Source organism: Candidatus Corynebacterium faecigallinarum (assembly GCF_052264515.1).
In the GTDB taxonomy this organism is placed as follows: domain Bacteria; phylum Actinomycetota; class Actinomycetes; order Mycobacteriales; family Mycobacteriaceae; genus Corynebacterium; species Corynebacterium faecigallinarum.
Map to the genome: position 1 here is coordinate 70,341 of NZ_JBQQOC010000011.1, position 17,127 is coordinate 87,467.

A 17,127-nucleotide genomic window follows, 5' to 3' on the forward strand; every position below is an offset into this window, starting at 1 on the left:
AATCCACCTAACCGGTGAACAGACCGGTCGCGGTGGTGCCGGTCTGGATCACGCCGTAGGCCAGGGCGACGATAACGATGAGGGCCAGCAGGCTGGCTGCGGCGGTGTGGATGGAGCCGGCCTTGGCGGCATCGTCCGCACTCTTGGTGGCCTGGGAGGCCTTCGCGGCGGTGCGGTCGGCCTGCAGCTTCGCCTCGACGACTTCGGGATCCTCGTAGAAACGCTCGTTGACCTTCTTGACCAGCAGGTTGGCGATGAAACCGACGATCAGCACGCCGACCATGATGAACAGCGACAGGCGGTAGAGGTCGAAGCCGGAGTTACCGGCGGACTCCTGCGACTCCACCACGGAGTTGACGATCAGCGGGCCGGCGACACCGGCGGCTGCCCAGGCGGTGAGTAGACGACCGTGGATCGCACCGACCTGGTAGGTGCCGAAGAGGTCCTTGAGGTAGGCCGGGATGGTGGCGAAGCCACCACCGTAGAACGACAGGATGATCAGCGCGCTGATCACGAACAGCGCCAGTGAGTTCGAGCCGAAGCTCGCCAGGATGAGGTACAGCACCGCGCCGAGGCCCAGGTACATGATGTAGGTGTTCTTGCGTCCGATGTAGTCGGATACGGTCGACCAGATGAAGCGTCCACCCATGTTGAACAGCGACAGCAGGCCGACGAAGCCACCGGCGGCGACGGCGGTGATCGCGAAGGAGTTCTGGATCATCGGGGAGGCCGATTCCAGGATGCCGATACCGGCGGTGACGTTGGTGAACAGCACGATCCACAGCAGCCAGAACTGCGGGGTCTTCATGGCGTTGTTGACCGAGACGTGGCCGGAGGACTGGATGGCACGGGCCGGGGCGGCGGGCTTGGTGTAGCCCTTCGGGGTCCAGTCGGGGTGCGGCAGGCGGATGACGAACGCACCGAGGGCGATGATCACCAGGTAGATGATCGCCAGGGCGAGGAAGGTCGCCGGCATGCCCGGGGTCAGGGAGTCCGGGTCATCGCTGAACAGCGACATGAGGTCGTTGGACAGGGGGCTGGCGATCAGGGCGCCGCCGCCGAAGCCCATGATGGCCAGGCCGGTGGCCAGGCCGGGGCGGTCCGGGAACCATTTCATCAGGGTGGACACCGGTGAGATGTAGCCGATGCCCAGGCCGATGCCGCCGATGAAGCCGTAGCCGAAGTACACCAGCCAGAGCTGGTCGGTCCCGATGCCGAAGGTGGCGACGAAGAAGCCGAGGACCCAGCAGGTACCGGCGGCGACCATGGACTTGCGGGGGCCGACCTTCTCGACCCAGGTGCCGAACAGGGCGGCGGAGATGCCGAGCATGGCGATGGCGAGGGAGAAGATCCAGCCGGTGGCGACTTCGCCGACGTCGAAGTGTTCGGCCAGTGGGCTCTTGAACACGGAGAAGGCGTAGGCCTGGCCGATGCTGAGGTGGATGGCCAGGGCGGCTGGTGGGATGAGCCACCGGTTGAATGTCACCGGCGCGATGATCGCGTCGCGGTCCAGGAAGGACATGAAGGGGGTACTCCTCGAGAAGTGAGCGTCAGTTTATGCTGTCGACGAATGTACCTGTGGTCTGACCGAAGTTGTCCTACTGGGTGGGAAATACAAGCCAGTGTTACCCCCGTCACATTATTGTGGAATCATACCTAGGCGTGGCAGCCCCTGGCTGTGGGGTGCTGGGGGCCGTGCGCTGCACGATCAACCCACAGACAGGGGGGGGGACCGGGAGCCGGCGTTTTGGTCGCTATCCGAACCGCACCTCGAGAACCTCGCCACGTAGCGGCAGGTGAATGAGGATCCCGGTCGGTGGGGTTCCGTCGATGTCGGTCAGCGCCTGGCGGTAGGTGTCCATCTGGCCGAGGTAATCGGTCTCCACTTTCTGAACCGGGTCCTTGCCGGGGTAGGTCTTGTGGTCGACGACCACCCGTGTCCCGTCGGGGAGGGTGAGCAGTCCATCCAACCAGCCCTTGGCCCGCTGGGACTGCGGGTTGGTCCAGGTGAACGGGACCTCCGAGTTGATCTGTGCGCCGGGGTAGGTGGCTGTCACCCAGGCCGTCCAGCGCTCGCCGCATTCCACGACCTGTTCGGCGGTCACCCGGTCGCCGACACGCCAGGAGGTGACCAGACGCTCGGCGGTGGTGCGCTTCAGTTCCTTGTCGAGGGAACCCAGTGGGGCGGCGAGGTAGGAGTGGATGCAGTCACCGACTTTGTTCCACTCCTTCCCGCCACCGTTGATCAGAGGCTCCCCGAGATCGGCGATCTCGGCGACGGTTGCTGAACCGCGTACCTCATCGGTGGCCTTCACCGAGCTGGCGGTGAAGGTGGCGGGGAGGAAGCTGCCGGATCCGCCGGTGTTCTCCGGAGGACTGACCGAAGCACTTACCGAAGCGCTGACCGGAGTGTCGACCGGGTTGACCGTGGAATGCCGGTCAGCGTCGAGCAGGGCTGCAGGATGGACCGGGCGTTCTGTGCCGTCGTTGAGCAACGTAGTCAATGCCTCCAGGTGGCTGGATACCTCGTGGACCGGGCATTCGAAGAAGTCGGCACTCTCCTCCCAGGTGATCTGCAGGCCACAGCGGTCGGTGGCCCCGGTGTCCGGATCCTCGACACCGACGACCTCGGTCAACCCGAGATCGGTGTCGGCGAACGCCGCTAGGTCCTCCAGGGTGTTGTGCGGTGCCAGGACGGTGCGACGCCTCGACCGGGTCATCGCCACGTACAACAGGCGTTGCTCTTCCTCACGCTCGGTCTCACGCCGGGTTTCCTGGACCTCGGTGCCGGACAGTACCTCGGTGAGCACGGGGCTGCCCAGCAGCGTCTCCGGCCAGAACCGAAGGGAACGTCCGGCCAGGGGAGCGTCCAGGGAGACGGTGTCGGGCGCGTCGACCCACACCCCGGCGGCGCGGAACCGGTCGCTCGGCCGCGGTGGCATCACCACCACGGTGTCCCATTCGAGTCCCTTGGCCTGGTGGATGGTGTTGACCACCACGGCGTCGGCGGTGCGGGCCGGACGGGTGGTGGGCACGGTGGAGTCATCATCGTGGCTGTCGGGGTCGAGGTAGGTCAGGAATCCGGACAGGGTCACCGGGTCTCCGGCGTTGACCGCGTCGTCGGTGTAGTCGGCGGCGGCCTGGAGTAGGCCGTTGACCGCACCGGTACGTTCCCCGGGGTCGGCCCAGGACGCCACCCTGGCGCGCAGGTCGAGCGCATCCACCACGGCGATCAGGGTGTCGGTGACGGTGTGCTGGGCCAGGAGGGGACGTACCGCCACCAGTGCAGCTAGCGAGTCGTCCTTCGCCCACTCATCCAGCAGCTTTTTGCGGGCGGCTTTGTCGGGTGCGGTATCTGGCGAGGTCAGCTGGTCGAACCAGCTGGTGTGGGCGGGGTGGTCGCCGAGGATGCTGATCAGTTCGACCAACGCCTGGGTGTCGGACGGGTCGATCAGCCAGGCGCAGGCTGCCCGTACCGTCGCACCTTCCCGGGTCGACAACAGGGGAGTGCCGCCACCCTCGACGGGGACGCCCCAGGAACGCAGCGCATCACGGAGTTTGTCGGCATGGGAGTTGGTGCGGGCCAGTACGGCACGACCCTTCTCGGGGACACCTTCGGCGTGCTGCAGGTCGAGCAGGCCCCGGGCCACCCGGGTGAACCACAGGTCCAGCTGTGTCTTGTGCGTGCCTTTAGCGGGAACCCACACCTGAACATCACCGTCGGCGTGCTTCTCGGCCAGGGGGTCGGGCACGTCCAGCCACACCTCGCCGTTGGGGTTGTCGGTGCCGGGCTCCCCGTCGAAGACCCGGGAGAACAGGCGGTTGCTCAGGTCCAGCGGTACCTCGTGGGTTCGCCAGGAGTGGTGCAGGATGTCGGTGGATCCGCCACCGGCGGTGATCACCTCCAGGGCATCCGACATCAGTGAAGGGTCGGCCCCACGGAAGCCGTAGACGGATTGCTTCGGGTCACCGACCCAGATCACTTCGTCGACGAGGGCACCGAGTTCGGTGAACAGGGCGAGTTGCAGTGGGCTGGTGTCCTGGAACTCGTCGACGACGAGGATCCGGAATCGTTCGGCCAGGGTGTCGCGCACGACCTGGCCGCGCGGGGAATCCTCGCGCAGCAGGTGCAGGGTGAGTTGTTCCTGGTCGGTGAAGTCGATCTGTCCGAGTGCCTGCTTGTAGTCGGAGTAGGCGGTCAGGCAGTCCCGGGCGGTGTCGAACACCAGGCGGATCAGTGTCTTGAGATCCCCGCGGAGGCCGGGGTCTGCGGCGAAGACCTCGGCGGGCACCTGGTCGGCGAAGGCGGTCTCCCAGGGCTTGGTGGGTTTGCGGGTGGCGCCGGGGACTTTGCCTTCGGCGGCGGCGAACCATTCCGACCAGGTGATCGTCGCTGCCGTGTCGGGGTCGGTGGTCACGTCGAGGACGAAACGTTCGGCCGGTCCGATGAGTTCTTCCAGCGGTCCGATGGAGGTTTTCCGGACGGATCCCTCGGATAGGTCGGCCCGTACGTCGCTGATGACCCGGGTGATGGTGTCGGTGATGGCACGCCGGGCATCACCGACACCTCGCCCGCCAGATCCGGCTTCTCCGGCGACGTCGTTCAGTGCGGCGAAAAGGCCCGTCTCACTCTTTTCAGCCAGGGCAGGGAACTCATCCGGATCGATGTCGTTGGAGCGGGCAAGGTCGATGACTTTGCGTACGGTCTTCGCCCAGTTCACCTTGCCGTGGTTGTACATCTCCTGGTCGTCGGGGCCCAGGTTGTACCCCATGCGGACCAGCAGAGCCCGGTGGTCTTCCTCGGCACCGGCGATGATCTCGTCGACGGCGAGGGAGAATGCCCGGGCCTGTGCCGTCTCGGAGAGCACGGCGAGTTCGGGGGAGCGTCCGGCGTCGACGGCGAACTCCTGCAGGATGTTCCCGGTGATGGAGTTGACGGTGCCGATCAGTGAGGTGGGCATCGCGGCGGCCTGCGCCAACTCCCCGGAGTCGACGAGGTGCTCACGGATACGTCCGGACAGTTCGGCGGCGGCCTTGCGGGTGAAGGTCGTGGCGATGATCTCGGAGGGTCGGAACTCCGGGGTGCCGTCGGCGCGGCGACGGCTGAGCCGCTCGGTGAGTTCCTGGGTCAGTCGGTAGGTCTTGCCTGATCCCGCGGATGCCTTGATCACCGTGTAGTGCGAGGGGGAGCGGTCAGCGCTCACTGTAGTCTCCTGTCTTTCCGGTGATCAGGTCGAATGCGGTGTACTTGACGATCTCGGTGGGAATGAAGCCGAGGTTCGTGGCCGCATCCACGGCCTCGGTGTAGCGCTTCACCTGCTCGGGGGAGTAGGGCGAGGCGTCGATGACGTCGTCGGGGGACAATGATCCCCGTCCGGCGGCCTTCTTGAGCTGTTTTCCGAGTGCGGTCCATTCGTCGGAATCCAGGATGTTGCCGATGTCCACGACGCGTCCGTCCCGCAGGTCGTCGAAGATGCGGTTGACCCCGGTGACCGCGCGGTCGAAGAGGGTGTCGGCATCAACAGCACCGTTGTCGCGCGGGGATACCGTGAGGATGTCGGGGGAGCCGAAGGCGGGCGAGTTGGTGTCCATCCGGTTCTGTTTCAGTGAGAAGTAGGCCACCGGGACGTCGGCGAGCTGCCCGCCGTCGGCCACGGAGTAGGCGTAGACGGCGAGCTGCAGTGCAGCTCCCTCCTCGAGGAGCTCACGGTACTTCTTCTTCGAGTTCGTGTACTTCAGGTCGATCACCCCGCGGGTGCCGTCGGCCAGGATGACGTCGAGGTCCCGGTAGCCGCCGAGACGCAACTCCTCGCCGCCGGCCCCGCGCGATCCACGGATGGTGGTGGTGTACTTCGCCTCGGCTGCGGCGATGCGGACACCGGCCGCAGCAAGGGAGGTGAAGAGGCCGTGGATGGCGGTGGTGCCGTGGTCCAGGACGATCCCGCGCTGCCGACTCTGGCCGGGGAGCAGTAGTGGTGAGGCGTACTGCGGCAGGAGGTCGTCCATACGCTCCCGGATCTCCGACACCTCGGCGATGACGGTGACCGGTTCCTCGCTGCCGGCCAGTCGGTCATCGACGATGCCCTCGACCACGGCATGCAGGTAGGTTCCGATCATCTGGTTGCCTTGCGGCAGGTCGGTGAGACCTCCGGCGCGGATGCCGAGCTGGCGTTCCAGCAGCCACTCCAGTGGGTGTGCCAGCAGCGAGGTCCACTGCGAGTAGCTGAGGTAGTCCGGGACGAGGTGCTCACCGGGGGCGATGGTGCGCTCCACCGGGTCAGGACGCACCGGGTCGGTGGGGCGCGGTGTCGTGGCATCATCCGGGGTGAGCCTGGCTCCGGGAACTTTCGCATCGGCAAGAGCGTCCTCCAGGGAGGTGGCCCCGAGGCGTCTGCGCAGATCGTCGGCGAGGAAGGTCAGTGCCGGGTGAGCTGCGGCAGCTTCACCGTCGACCTCCGCCGGGAGGATGGCGCACACCCTGCCGCGTCGGCGTAGGGCCCGCAGATGGGAGTCGAGCACCAGGGAGGCGGTGGCGTGCCGGTCGGGAAGCTCGATACCGCAGTCGGCCAGGGCGGTGATCTCGGCCGGGCGGAACACCGGGGCAGGACTACTCAGGTCGTCCACCGGGATCCACCACAACACCTCAGCGGAACCGGTGCCGAGCTGGGCGGGGGAGGACACCACGTCGAGTAGGTCGCTTGCCTGCGCACCACCACCACTGGTGGTGCTCGGGGTGCAGTCGGCGACGATGGCGTGCAGTTCCCGGGGACTGATCAGCTCCTCGCCCAGGGAGGAGACAATCTCCGCTGCGGTGCGGGTACCGGCGGCAACCCGGGAGAGATCCGAGTCTGATTCGGTGTCCTCATCAGAACCGTTGTTGATCCTGTCCAGCGCAGCGAGGCGTGTGGCGAGCCACGACAGGTGCGCGGTGACCGTGTCGGCCGGGTAGCCGGTGCGTCCCTCGGGATCGGTTTCTTCGGCGAGCTGTTCCCGGTGCAGGATCCGGTCGAGGTCCCTGGTGAGATCCGCCTTCGCCGGATCGGCGGTCTCGGGGTCGGAGTAGATCTGGACGGTGGCCTCGATGGCCTTGCGCCATTCTGGGCCGCCGACACCAGGTTCGTTGCTCAACGCCCCGAGCAGGGCGTGGCGGAGATCCTTCGGCACCAGGCGGACGGGGACGGTGACAGGGCCGGTGCCCGGGTCTGTGTCTGTGTTGATGGTGGTCGTCGTTACCGTGTGCTGCAGCAGCGTGCCGATCGCGTGGATGTCCGGTGGGGCGGTCGCTGCGGCGAGGAAGACCGATACGATCTGGGCGAAGGAGCGTTCCCCGGAAGCTGCGCGTACCCCGACCTGTGGCAAGTCGCGCCGGGAGAGCTCCCGGTCGAGGAGCTCGGTCGGACGGGAAGCCACGACGGTGAGGGGCTCCCGCTTCTCCCTGAGAGCCCCGTTGAGAAGCCTCGCCCCGGCCGTGGCGGCGTCCCACTCGGTGTCCGTGGTGACCACCTGCAGGTCGGAGAGGTCGTCCGGAGCATCTACCTCGGTCACCGTGACACCGAGGGTGGCCAGGTCGGTGAGGATGCGCTGCCACACCGGGGGCAGGTCGGCGCGGTGGTTGTCGAGATCGATACCGGTGATCCCCAAGGGCCACGTGTCGGCTCCACCGGAGGCGGAGCCGGCCAAGTCGCGCAGGATGTCGGCGACGTCCCTCAGCTGGTCGGCGGCACCGGGTGTCCATTGCGGATCCCGGGTGGCGGCGGAGTTGACCTGGGAGAGCAACGTGAGGCGCGGGGAGGCGTCCTGTCCGGCACGTCCGTCCCACCCGGCGGTGACCAGTTGGTCGCGCCAGTCCAGCATGGTGCGGGCCAGCGACCAGGGGTCGGCCCGGTAGCTGGAGGCGACGTGGGCCAGAGGGCCGGTGTCTGCCGCGGCCAGTGCGGTGCCCATGGCGCGGCGGACGGCAGCGATGCGTGCCGGACGGTCAGGCTCGGGGATGGTGCAGGCCAGCCGAGTGGCCAGGATGCCCGCCAGTTGGGCAGGCCCCGCGACGACCTCGCTGAGGGTTCCGGACACGGTCCTGTTCGACCAGCGGGCGCCGTCGTAGCTCCAGCCGAAGGTGATGTTCATGCTGCCAGACTATCGGAGGCCTCGGACACGAAATGACCGCTGTGGCTTGGCGGTGTTCGAACAGTCCTGCCGAGGCCGCATACCAATGAGGAGCCGGATGCTTAGGAGGACCCCGTCGCCACCCGCTCGATGATGTCCACGACCTGAGCGAACGCCGCCGATTTCTCCTTGAGGAAGGACACGTGGTTCTCGCCGTCGAGCAGGACCAGCTCAGCATCGGCGCCGTCACGCTTCGCCCTGGCGACGAAGCGTTCGGAGTTCTCGGGATCGACCAGCGAATCGTCCTCACCGTGCACGGCGACAACCGGGATATCCGGATCGATGTTCTGGATCGGGTCGATGCTCGCATAGAGTTCCGACTTCTCGTCCGGCGTACCACCGAGGACCTCGATGGTGTTGGCGTCCGCGGTTTCGGCGTCCCACTCCAGGTCAAGTGGGCCGGCGAGGGTCACCACGTGCTGCGGTACGAACTCCGGGTCGGCACCTTCCTCGTCAGCCTCCAGGTTGTCGCGGGTGGCCGACCAGATCGCCAGCTGCGCCCCCGAACTGTGTCCGACCACGGTGGAGTTCTCGATGCTGATCTCCGGGTGCCGCTCGTGAACCTCCGGGACGGTGTCCATCGCGTCGGCGGCATCGGTGTAGGTCTCCGGCCACCCACCGTTGCCACTGTCCACGTCCCGGTATTCCACGTTGTAGACCGCCAGGCCACGGTCGGTCAGGCTGTGGGCGATGTCGCGGACGTCATCGGCGCCGTTGGACCGGTGGTTCCACGCCCCGCCGCGCACGAGGACGACCAGGGGAATGGACTCGGAGTCTTCTGCATCGTCCGGGAGATACAGGTCTGCCCAGTTCTGCTCGGGATCCGCGGGGCCGTCGCTGACCGGATAGTGGACCCGCTCGGTGAATCCCGAGTCCGGTGTCTCATCGTCGGGGACATCGGTGGACACTGCCGCTGTCGCTGCCGCCTCAGGGGGATCCTCGTCCGCATCACTACCGCAAGCAGTGAGCGCACCCGCCCCCAGCACAGTCACCAGGCAGAGTGAGAGCGACCGGCGGTGGTCGCCGGGAATGCGATCGGTCGAGGGAATCATCTGCCCAACGATACTCCGCAGATTCGCCTCAACCCTTCACTCATGACGGGGGGAGCTGACGCGAAAAGCGCCGACCAGCGACATGCTGGTCGGCGCTTCTCTGCGCTCCACGGATGCTGCGGTTCAGCACTGTGGCGTGAAAGTCGTGAAACTAGCCCTCGAGCTTGTTCAGCTTGGCAGCCAGGCCGGACTTCTTGTTGGCGGCGTTGTTCTTGTGGATGACACCCTTGGTGGCAGCCTTGTCGAACTGGCGGGAGACGGCGCGGAACTGGGCCTCGGCGGCAGCCTTGTCGCCGGCCTCGATGGCGGCGTTGAACTTGCGGGTCTCGGTGCGCAGGCGGGAGCGGACGGACTGGTTACGCAGGCGGGCAGCCTCGTTGGTGAGGACGCGCTTCTTCTGCTGCTTGATGTTAGCCATGGTGGCTTACCTCTTTCTGAACGTGAATACTGTGATCGTTCGCCACTTCCACCCGGGTCAGCCGGACACACGATCTCTGACAATCGACCCAAGGTCCTGCCGATTGCGGTGTGCACGCCACGAGTGGTCGCGGGTCAACCTGCAGAACACTACCAGTAGGACGCCCTGTCGAGGTAATCGAGGTTCCCGGTGCTTTTGCCTGGCGGTTGACGGCCGTCACTGGTCGACGTAACCTGAAACCAAATGGTTTCGCTTGTCTCGAACCGCCATGGAGGTTCCCGTGAACACCACACCCGCCACCAGTACCGTCGTCGCCGACATCTCGATGTCCCCGGACGACCGCGCTTTCCTCGAGGATTCCGCCGCCAGCACAGGCGCAGTCATCATGGGCCGCAGGACGTTCGACTTCGTCGACGGGCCCACGGCTGGGACGACCAGGTCAACTACGGCTACCACCATGAGATGCCCACACCGCCGCCGGTATTCGTGGTCACCCGCCGCGCCCCCGGGAGCGTGCGACTCACCCAGAGCATCACATTCGTGACCGACGGTATCGCTTCAGCTGTCTCCCTCGCCCGCGAGGCGGCGGGCATCGGGGAAATCTCGATCATGGGTGGGGCTGAGACCATCGACCGAGCGCTCACCGCAGGTGTCGTCGACATACTCCGCATCCATCTCTCGCCGGTGATCATGGGTGAGGGGACGCGACTGTTCGATCTGGTGGAAGGGCAGATCGATCTCACCCAGCAGGACATCGTCCCTACGCCGAACGCCACCCACCTCACCTATGGAGTCTCACAGGCGGCCGCTGCGGACATCCCTTGAAAAGCCCCTGGCTCCGACCTATCTTGGGGAACCCCATCGACCGGCAGTGCACAGGTGCACCAAGGAGCCCCGCATGAAGTGGAACGAAGACAACGTCCCCGACCAGACAGGACGCACCGCCGTCATCACCGGTGCCAACACCGGCCTCGGCTACGAGACCGCCCGCGTGCTCGCACAACGGGGAGCCACTGTGGTCCTCGCCGTCCGCAACACCGACAAGGGTGAACAGGCCGCAGCTGCGATCAGGGAACAGGGGGAACAGGCAGGCACCGCCGGCGAGATCTCCGTTCTGCCCCTGGACCTCGGCTCACTCGAGTCTGTCCAGGGTGCCGCCGCCGAACTGCATGACCGGGTCGACCAGGTCGACCTGCTCATCAACAACGCCGGGGTGATGTACCCGCCGAAGCAGACCACCCGCGACGGATTCGAGCTCCAGTTCGGCACGAACCACCTGGGGCACTTCGCCTGGACCGCCCAGACCCTGGACCTCGTCCTGCCCGTGAAGGACTCCCGGGTGGTGACGGTGGCGAGCATCGCCCACAAGATGAAGGCCAAGATCCAGTTCGATGACCTGCAGTGGGAGAGTCGGAAATACGACCGCGTCGCCGCCTACGGCCAGTCCAAGCTGGCGAACCTGATGTTCGGCTATGAGCTGCATCGTCGCCTCCAGCAGCGCACGAGCATCCCCGACGGCACCACCACCATCTCTGCGATGGCACACCCCGGTGTCTCGAACACCGAACTCATGCGGCACCTGCCGGAGGGGATGATGAAAGCCACGAACGCCATCGCCCCGCTGTTCCTGCAGCCCCCGAAGCTGGGCGCACTGCCCAGTCTCCGCGCCGCCACGGATCCGGCGGTGCTCGGCGGGCAGTACTACGGACCGACTAGTCCCGGCGAGATCAAGGGGCATCCCGAAGTCGTCGCGTCCTCCCCGCAGTCCTATGACCTGGCCATCCAGCGCAGGTTATGGGAGGTTTCCGAGGAACTCACCGGGGTCACTTTCCCGCTCTGATCACGGCTCGTTCAGATCCCGGGTCCGCCGGTCATCGGCCGGCGGGTACACCATCCGCTGCGGCATCCGTCCGGTCAGCAGCTCCTCGATGTCGGACGCCGCGGCGAACACCCGCTCCCAGCGGAACTCCTTCGGGATCCCGTCGACCGCGCCCATCTCCCCGGAGTCCGGCAGGTGGTGCAGTAGTCCGGCCCGGGCCATGCCCACCAGCCCGGCGACGATCGCCTCCTGTGCCTGAACCTCGGTGAAGTGCCTGCTGGTCAGCAGGTCCGGGTCGACCAGACGCGACGGCATCCACCAGTGGCTCGTCGCCGGCGTCCCCTGCGGCCAGGGGGAGTCGTCCTCGGTCCAGATCCGCGGATCCGACCACACCTGCGGGGCATGTCCGACGAAGATGTGCCCCAGCACCTCGGCGATCACCGCGCCGGCATCACCGTCGACCCGTCCGCCGCCGAGCTCCGGGGCCAGGCGCAGCACGTACCAGGCATTCGCCGTGTCCAGTTCCGCCGGCGGCACCGACCCGGGGACAGCGGTGTGCACGTTCAGCGTGTACGCCCCGGTGCGTTCCACGACATCCGGGTTGTCGTGGAAGTCCACGTCCATACCGATGTCACCCAGCCGGGCCAGCAGGTGCGACCACGCCTCGGATCCCTCCAGCACCGGTGCCTCGGGGCGTCCGATACCGGAGTCCTCCACATCGGCGATCAGGTCGATGTCCAGCACATAGGGTTCCCGCAGTTCCACCCGCGCGGCCCCGTCGGAGACCCGGTAGCCGTTGGAGTAGGCCTCGATCTCCGGCACCAGCTGGGCGGAGCGGGAGGTGACCTCGGCATTGTGCCGGTAGCGCGGCCGGTAACGGCGGAAGATCTGCAGGGTGGCCTCCACCGCGTCCGGCAGGGTCAGTGAGCGTTGCCGCACGGCGAAGTCGAGGAGGACCGGCACGGTGGCGTGGCGTTCGCGGGCGTTCCGCAGGCTCCACATCTCCAGCTCGAATGCCTCGTAGGGGGTCACTACCTTGGTCATTCTCGGCCACCTCCGGTGATCATGTGTTCTGAATCACATCTTTGGCCACCGATACTACCTGCGGGTACCGTCGTCCTTCCACAACCCGGAGCAGCCGCGCCGATGTGAGCCGGTCAGGTGGGTGTCCACCAGCCCGATCGCCTCCATCAGTGCGTGCATGGTGGTCGGTCCGACGAATACGAAACCTTCCTTCTTCAACGCCTTCGACAGCGCGGTGGACTCTGCCGAGACCGTCGGCACCTCGGCCACAGTTGCCGGCCGAGGGGTCGTCGACGGCTGGAAGGACCACACGAACTCGGACAGTCCCGTGCCCGCCCCGTAGCGTCCCCGCAGGGCGATGGTGGCCTGCGCGTTGGTGACCGCCGCCTCGATCTTGCGGCGGTTGCGGATGATCGCAGCGTCCTGCATCAGCCGTTCGACGTCCTCGGTATCGAAACCGGCGACGACGTCCGGCACGAAACCGCCGAAGGCGGTGCGGAAGGCGGGGCGTTTGCGCAGCACCGTCGCCCAGCTCAGCCCGGACTGGAAGGCCTCCAGGGTGAGGCGTTCGAATACGCCGGTCTCGTCGGTGACCGGCATGCCCCATTCGGTGTCGTAGTACTCGGTGAGCATTCCGGACGCCGCCGCCCACGCCGGACGTACCAGTCCGTCGGCGCCGGTGACGAGGTCGCCAGCCGTGGACTCAGCCATGTCTCTAGAATCCGGTCTCGCGCAGGGTGATGTTCAGACGCCCCTGCACACCGCAGTCGAAGGGCGCGGTGTTGGGGTAGACCTTCGTCACACCGTGGTAGTTGCGCCGTGCGGGCCCACCGAAGACGAAGAGGTCCCCGGAGGCCAGCCACACATCGGTGTACGGCCGGTTGCGGGTGGTGGCGTTGCTGAAGCGGAAACGGCAGGTGTCACCGATCGACAGCGACACCACCGGGGCGTCCGACCGCTCGTCGGCGTCGCGGTGCATGCCCATTTTCGCTGCATCGGCGTAGTGGTTCACCAGGGCGACGTCGGGGGTGTAGGACGCTGCGAGGGTCGCGTCGCCGGTGGCGTCGGCCACCGCGCGTCTGCCCAGGGTGACGAGCCATTCGGGTACCGGTAGGACGGCCCGGTTGTTGACGTCGTGGGCGACGCGGCTGTAGCCGCGGGAGGGGTTCCAGTGCCAGCCGAGGCACAGCATGGACACGCTCATCGGGTGGCCGTGGACCTCGGGGGAGTGCGGCGGGACCGGACCCTTGGCCCATGAGGCGTGCTGGGCGGCGATCCAGCGCTGCTGGTCACTGTCGAGCCAGGCGGGGCGGTGGTGGGCACCGTCGGGCAGGTCGGAGGCCGGGGCGTGGAGGTCGAACAGGGTGGGTTGGTTGTTGTCGTTCATCACTCTCTGTCTGCTTAAGTCCACTGGTAGTCGGCGCGCAGGGTGGCGGCGATGCGGTCGTAGCGTCTCTCGGGCATGGATACGCCGCGGCGTTGGATCTGCGCTTCCGGGATCTCGACGATGCGGTCGGCGCGGGCCCAGCACTCGTGGCCGCGTGGGTCCCACAGGCCGGAGCCGATCGGAACCCAGTTGTCCTCGTCGGCGTGGTCGGTGTTGGAGCTGATGATCATGCCGAGCAGGGTGTGGCGGTGGCGTCCGACGACCACGCAGGCGCGCAGTTCCGGGGTGGCGTTGCGTTCGGGCAGGATGTGGTACCAGATGACCTCGCCGGGATCGGCCTGGCCGTCCATGTCGGGGGCGTAGATGACCGGGCGTGCGTGCTCCTTGGTCGGGGTGGTGACGGTGACGGCCTTGGCCCTGGTGGCGGTGTGGGTGGACTGGTCCAGGCCGAGGTCGGCGCGTAGTTCGCCCAGCCCCTCGTCGAGGTTGCCGCGGTGGTGGAAGTACCGCTCGAAGAGGCGCCGGACGAGATTCATGGCTACCGATGGTACCCGGTCGGGGCGGGAGGTGGTCACGGCGCTGTCACCGGTCAGCTCTCGGGCGCCGGCGGGTCGTCCAGTACCACGCTGCGCAGCGTATGAGGAACACCGGAAGGACCAGCGGGAGCGCATAGGGCAGGGTCAGACCGATGAGACCAAGATGTATGTCCATCAGGAGCAGCCCGGCTGCTCCGAGAAGGACGAGCAGTACGACACCGTAGTACCGCACCGCGACGTCGTGGGGGCGGAAGCTACCGATCAGGGTGAACACCAGTCCGAAGAAGCTCCCGAACAGGGCAGTGACGGTGTACTCCACGGCCGAGTCCGGGTCGGGGGCCATCCGGTCGGCCAGCAGGACCATACCGACTGCAACCAGGACGGACACCACCATATCCCTGATGTGGAGCTTCATCTGATCACCTCGTGAGGTAGTCGCATCATCGAAACTACCGGAGGTCGCGGGAGCGGGAAAGCGGTGGCGGGTGCCGCGAGGGTGTCTTGATCTGCCGAGCAACTCCGGTACGGGGATCGCGACAGGGTAGGCTCGACCTGATCGGCAACAACCACCAGGAGGACGACACCCATGGCCCCCAAGCAGGAGAACTACGCCCGCGAGACGTTCACCGACCCTTCGCGGATCCGGAACTTCTGCATCATCGCGCACATCGACCACGGCAAGTCCACGCTGGCTGACCGCATCCTGCAGATGTCGGGGGTCATCGAGGACCGTGACATGCGCGACCAATACCTCGACAACATGGACATCGAGCGCGAGCGTGGCATCACGATCAAGGCGCAGAATGTGCGTCTGCCGTGGATCCCGCGCTCGGGTGAGCACGAGGGTGAGCAGCTGGTGCTGCACTTGATCGACACCCCCGGTCACGTGGACTTCACCTATGAGGTTTCCCGTGCCCTGGAGGCGTGTGAGGGTGCGATCCTGCTGGTGGACGCCGCACAGGGCATTGAGGCGCAGACGTTGGCGAACCTGTATCTGGCGATGGAGAACGACCTGGAGATCATCCCGGTCCTCAACAAGATCGACCTGCCGGCCGCGGACCCGGAGAAGTACTCGGAGGAGATCGCGGGCATCATCGGTTGTGAGCCGGAGGATGTGATGCGGATTTCGGCGAAGACTGGTGAGGGCATCCTGGAGATGATGGACCGGGTGTGCGAGTTGGTGCCGGCCCCGGAGGGGGATGAGGACGCTCCGGCGCGCGCGTTGATCTTTGATTCGGTCTACGACGTCTTCCGCGGCGTGGTGACCTATATCCGCATGATCGACGGGAAACTGGAGCCGCGCCAGAAGATCGAGATGATGTCCACCGGTTCGACCCATGAGCTCCAGGAGGTCGGTGTGATCTCCCCGCAGCCGGAGAAGTCGAAGGGGCTGGGTGTCGGCGAGGTGGGCTACATCATCACCGGCGCCAAGGATGTGCGTCAGTCGAAGGTCGGCGATACGGTGACGTGGGCGGTCAATGGTGCCGAGGAGCCGCTGACCGGCTACCGGGAGCCCACTCCGATGGTGTACTCGGGTCTGTTCCCGATCTCGGCGAACCAGTACCCGGAGTTGCGTGAAGCAATCGAGAAGCTGCAGCTCAACGATGCCTCGCTGACGTTCGAGCCGGAGACCTCGACGGCGCTGGGATTCGGTTTCCGCTGTGGCTTCCTGGGGTTGCTGCACATGGAGATCACTCGTGACCGTCTGGAGCGCGAGTTCGACCTGGACCTGATCTCTACGGCGCCGAGCGTGGTGTACCGCGTGGTGGCGGAGGACGGCACAGAGATGCATGTGCAGAACCCGTCTGATTGGCCGGAGGGCAAGCTGCGTGAGGTCTATGAGCCGATGGTGGATCTGACGGTGATCGTGCCGGAGGAGTTCCTGGGCGGGACGATGGAGCTGTGCCAGGCCAAGCGTGGCCAGATGAAGAACATGGACTTCCTGTCGGTGGACCGTGTGGAACTGCGGTACCGGATGCCGTTGGGTGAGATCGTCTTCGACTTCTTCGACATGTTGAAGTCGCGGACGAAGGGCTATGCGTCGCTGAACTACGAGGAGAACGGCGAGCAGGAGGCTGATCTGGTGAAGGTGGACATCCTGCTGCAGGGGGAGCCGGTGGATGCGTTCAGCGCGATCGTGCACCGGGATCATGCGCTGCACTACGGCAACAAGATGACGGCGAAGCTGAAGGAGCTGATCCCTCGCCAGCAGTTCGAGGTGCCGGTGCAGGCTGCAATCGGTTCAAAGATCATCTCTCGAACGAATATTCGAGCGCTGCGAAAGGACGTCCTGTCCAAGTGTTACGGTGGCGACATCTCCCGCAAGAAGAAGCTGCTGGAGAAGCAGAAGGAGGGCAAGAAGCGCATGAAGAACATCGGCTCGGTGTCGGTGCCTCAGGAAGCGTTCGTTGCTGCTTTGTCGACGGATGAGGTTTAGGGACAGCAGCTCTTCGTGTTGGAGTGTGGGGCACAGTGTGTCGTCGGATCTGGACCGGTCGTTAACGATATGTCTGATCAACGCCGTCCGCAGCCGGTATTATTCGAAGCTATTGAACCACTGAGCGATCCGTCGGTGAAGCTTATGGGAGCTGAATCGCCCGAGTTTAACGGAGGGGACAAGACTGCAAGGGAGCAACCCCGTGTCCTCGAAGGACTCGCCCGAACTGAAAACCAGGGCCCTTGAACCAGCTCTTCACGCGTAAGCTGCCCCTGACATTGTCTGCGGCGGG

General features: G+C 66.0%; 13 protein-coding genes. 3 read left to right on the forward strand and 10 right to left on the reverse strand.

Annotated elements, in window-relative coordinates:
* Nucleotides 1–7: 7 nt before the first annotated feature.
* From ACTXPP_RS07715 to rpsT, 5 genes are all read right to left on the reverse strand, one after another.
* A complete protein-coding gene (locus tag ACTXPP_RS07715) occupies nucleotides 8–1,522 on the reverse strand; it encodes an L-lactate MFS transporter (protein WP_443341620.1) in 1,515 nt (504 codons plus the stop codon).
* A 232-nt stretch (nucleotides 1,523–1,754) separates the two neighbouring features.
* Entirely contained in the window at nucleotides 1,755–5,204 is a 3,450-nt protein-coding gene (locus ACTXPP_RS07720; protein WP_443341622.1) for a UvrD-helicase domain-containing protein, read from the reverse strand.
* Nucleotides 5,194–8,124 (reverse strand): PD-(D/E)XK nuclease family protein, encoded by a 2,931-nt coding sequence (locus ACTXPP_RS07725; RefSeq protein ID WP_301495373.1) that lies wholly within the window; start codon nucleotides 8,122–8,124, stop codon nucleotides 5,194–5,196. Before ACTXPP_RS07725 ends, ACTXPP_RS07720 begins: the two co-directional genes overlap by 11 nt.
* Nucleotides 8,125–8,225: 101 nt before the next feature.
* A complete protein-coding gene (locus ACTXPP_RS07730) occupies nucleotides 8,226–9,215 on the reverse strand; it encodes an alpha/beta hydrolase family protein (RefSeq protein WP_301495375.1) in 990 nt (329 codons plus the stop codon).
* 151 nt (nucleotides 9,216–9,366) lie between these two features.
* Nucleotides 9,367–9,633 carry a 30S ribosomal protein S20 gene (gene rpsT / locus ACTXPP_RS07735; RefSeq protein WP_301495377.1) on the reverse strand — a complete coding sequence of 89 codons (267 nt, stop codon included), beginning with the start codon at nucleotides 9,631–9,633 and terminating at the stop codon, nucleotides 9,367–9,369.
* 462 nt (nucleotides 9,634–10,095) lie between these two features.
* On the opposite strand from rpsT, the gene ACTXPP_RS07740 reads away from it, so the two are divergent.
* A complete protein-coding gene (locus ACTXPP_RS07740; RefSeq protein ID WP_367618746.1) occupies nucleotides 10,096–10,458 on the forward strand; it encodes a dihydrofolate reductase family protein in 363 nt (120 codons plus the stop codon).
* A gap of 73 nt (nucleotides 10,459–10,531) precedes the next feature.
* Nucleotides 10,532–11,473 carry an SDR family NAD(P)-dependent oxidoreductase gene (locus ACTXPP_RS07745; protein ID WP_301495380.1) on the forward strand — a complete coding sequence of 314 codons (942 nt, stop codon included), beginning with the start codon at nucleotides 10,532–10,534 and terminating at the stop codon, nucleotides 11,471–11,473.
* On the opposite strand, the gene ACTXPP_RS07750 is transcribed toward ACTXPP_RS07745, so the two are convergent.
* Genes ACTXPP_RS07750 through ACTXPP_RS07770 form a run of 5 tightly spaced genes read right to left on the reverse strand, consistent with a single transcriptional unit; the run spans nucleotide 11,474 to nucleotide 14,813 of the window.
* Complete coding sequence (locus ACTXPP_RS07750) at nucleotides 11,474–12,496, reverse strand: hypothetical protein (protein WP_441449753.1); 1,023 nt, start codon at nucleotides 12,494–12,496, stop codon at nucleotides 11,474–11,476.
* A gap of 54 nt (nucleotides 12,497–12,550) precedes the next feature.
* Nucleotides 12,551–13,186: a DNA-3-methyladenine glycosylase I gene (locus tag ACTXPP_RS07755; RefSeq protein ID WP_441449752.1), complete on the reverse strand. Its 636-nt coding sequence runs from the start codon at nucleotides 13,184–13,186 to the stop codon at nucleotides 12,551–12,553.
* Between the two features lie 4 nt (nucleotides 13,187–13,190).
* On the reverse strand, nucleotides 13,191–13,862 hold the full coding sequence (locus tag ACTXPP_RS07760; RefSeq protein WP_441449751.1) for an alpha-ketoglutarate-dependent dioxygenase AlkB family protein: 672 nt from the start codon (nucleotides 13,860–13,862) through the stop codon (nucleotides 13,191–13,193).
* A 14-nt stretch (nucleotides 13,863–13,876) separates the two neighbouring features.
* Nucleotides 13,877–14,398, reverse strand: a complete 522-nt coding sequence (locus ACTXPP_RS07765) for a type II toxin-antitoxin system PemK/MazF family toxin (RefSeq protein WP_443341624.1) — start codon at nucleotides 14,396–14,398, stop codon at nucleotides 13,877–13,879.
* Nucleotides 14,399–14,444: 46 nt separating this feature from the next.
* The gene (locus tag ACTXPP_RS07770; RefSeq protein WP_443341626.1) at nucleotides 14,445–14,813 is read right to left on the reverse strand and encodes a hypothetical protein; all 369 of its coding nucleotides are present in this window, start codon (nucleotides 14,811–14,813) and stop codon (nucleotides 14,445–14,447) included.
* Nucleotides 14,814–14,984: 171 nt separating this feature from the next.
* Here ACTXPP_RS07770 and lepA point away from each other — a divergent pair, with 171 nt between their 5' ends.
* Nucleotides 14,985–16,835, forward strand: a complete 1,851-nt coding sequence (lepA, locus tag ACTXPP_RS07775) for a translation elongation factor 4 (protein ID WP_443341628.1) — start codon at nucleotides 14,985–14,987, stop codon at nucleotides 16,833–16,835.
* Nucleotides 16,836–17,127: the final 292 nt, after the last annotated feature.

Excerpts from the sequence above, each read along its gene's own strand:
- ACTXPP_RS07715 (WP_443341620.1), bottom strand. The coding sequence starts at position 1,522 with ATGTCCTTCCTGGACCGCGACGCGATCATCGCGCCGGTGACATTCAAC.
- ACTXPP_RS07725 (WP_301495373.1), bottom strand. The coding sequence starts at position 8,124 with ATGAACATCACCTTCGGCTGGAGCTACGACGGCGCCCGCTGGTCGAAC.
- ACTXPP_RS07730 (WP_301495375.1), bottom strand. The coding sequence starts at position 9,215 with ATGATTCCCTCGACCGATCGCATTCCCGGCGACCACCGCCGGTCGCTC.
- rpsT (WP_301495377.1), bottom strand. The coding sequence starts at position 9,633 with ATGGCTAACATCAAGCAGCAGAAGAAGCGCGTCCTCACCAACGAGGCT.
- ACTXPP_RS07740 (WP_367618746.1), top strand. The coding sequence starts at position 10,096 with ATGCCCACACCGCCGCCGGTATTCGTGGTCACCCGCCGCGCCCCCGGG.
- ACTXPP_RS07745 (WP_301495380.1), top strand. The coding sequence starts at position 10,532 with ATGAAGTGGAACGAAGACAACGTCCCCGACCAGACAGGACGCACCGCC.
- ACTXPP_RS07750 (WP_441449753.1), bottom strand. The coding sequence starts at position 12,496 with ATGACCAAGGTAGTGACCCCCTACGAGGCATTCGAGCTGGAGATGTGG.
- ACTXPP_RS07755 (WP_441449752.1), bottom strand. The coding sequence starts at position 13,186 with ATGGCTGAGTCCACGGCTGGCGACCTCGTCACCGGCGCCGACGGACTG.
- ACTXPP_RS07760 (WP_441449751.1), bottom strand. The coding sequence starts at position 13,862 with ATGAACGACAACAACCAACCCACCCTGTTCGACCTCCACGCCCCGGCC.
- ACTXPP_RS07765 (WP_443341624.1), bottom strand. The coding sequence starts at position 14,398 with ATGAATCTCGTCCGGCGCCTCTTCGAGCGGTACTTCCACCACCGCGGC.
- ACTXPP_RS07770 (WP_443341626.1), bottom strand. The coding sequence starts at position 14,813 with ATGAAGCTCCACATCAGGGATATGGTGGTGTCCGTCCTGGTTGCAGTC.
- lepA (WP_443341628.1), top strand. The coding sequence starts at position 14,985 with ATGGCCCCCAAGCAGGAGAACTACGCCCGCGAGACGTTCACCGACCCT.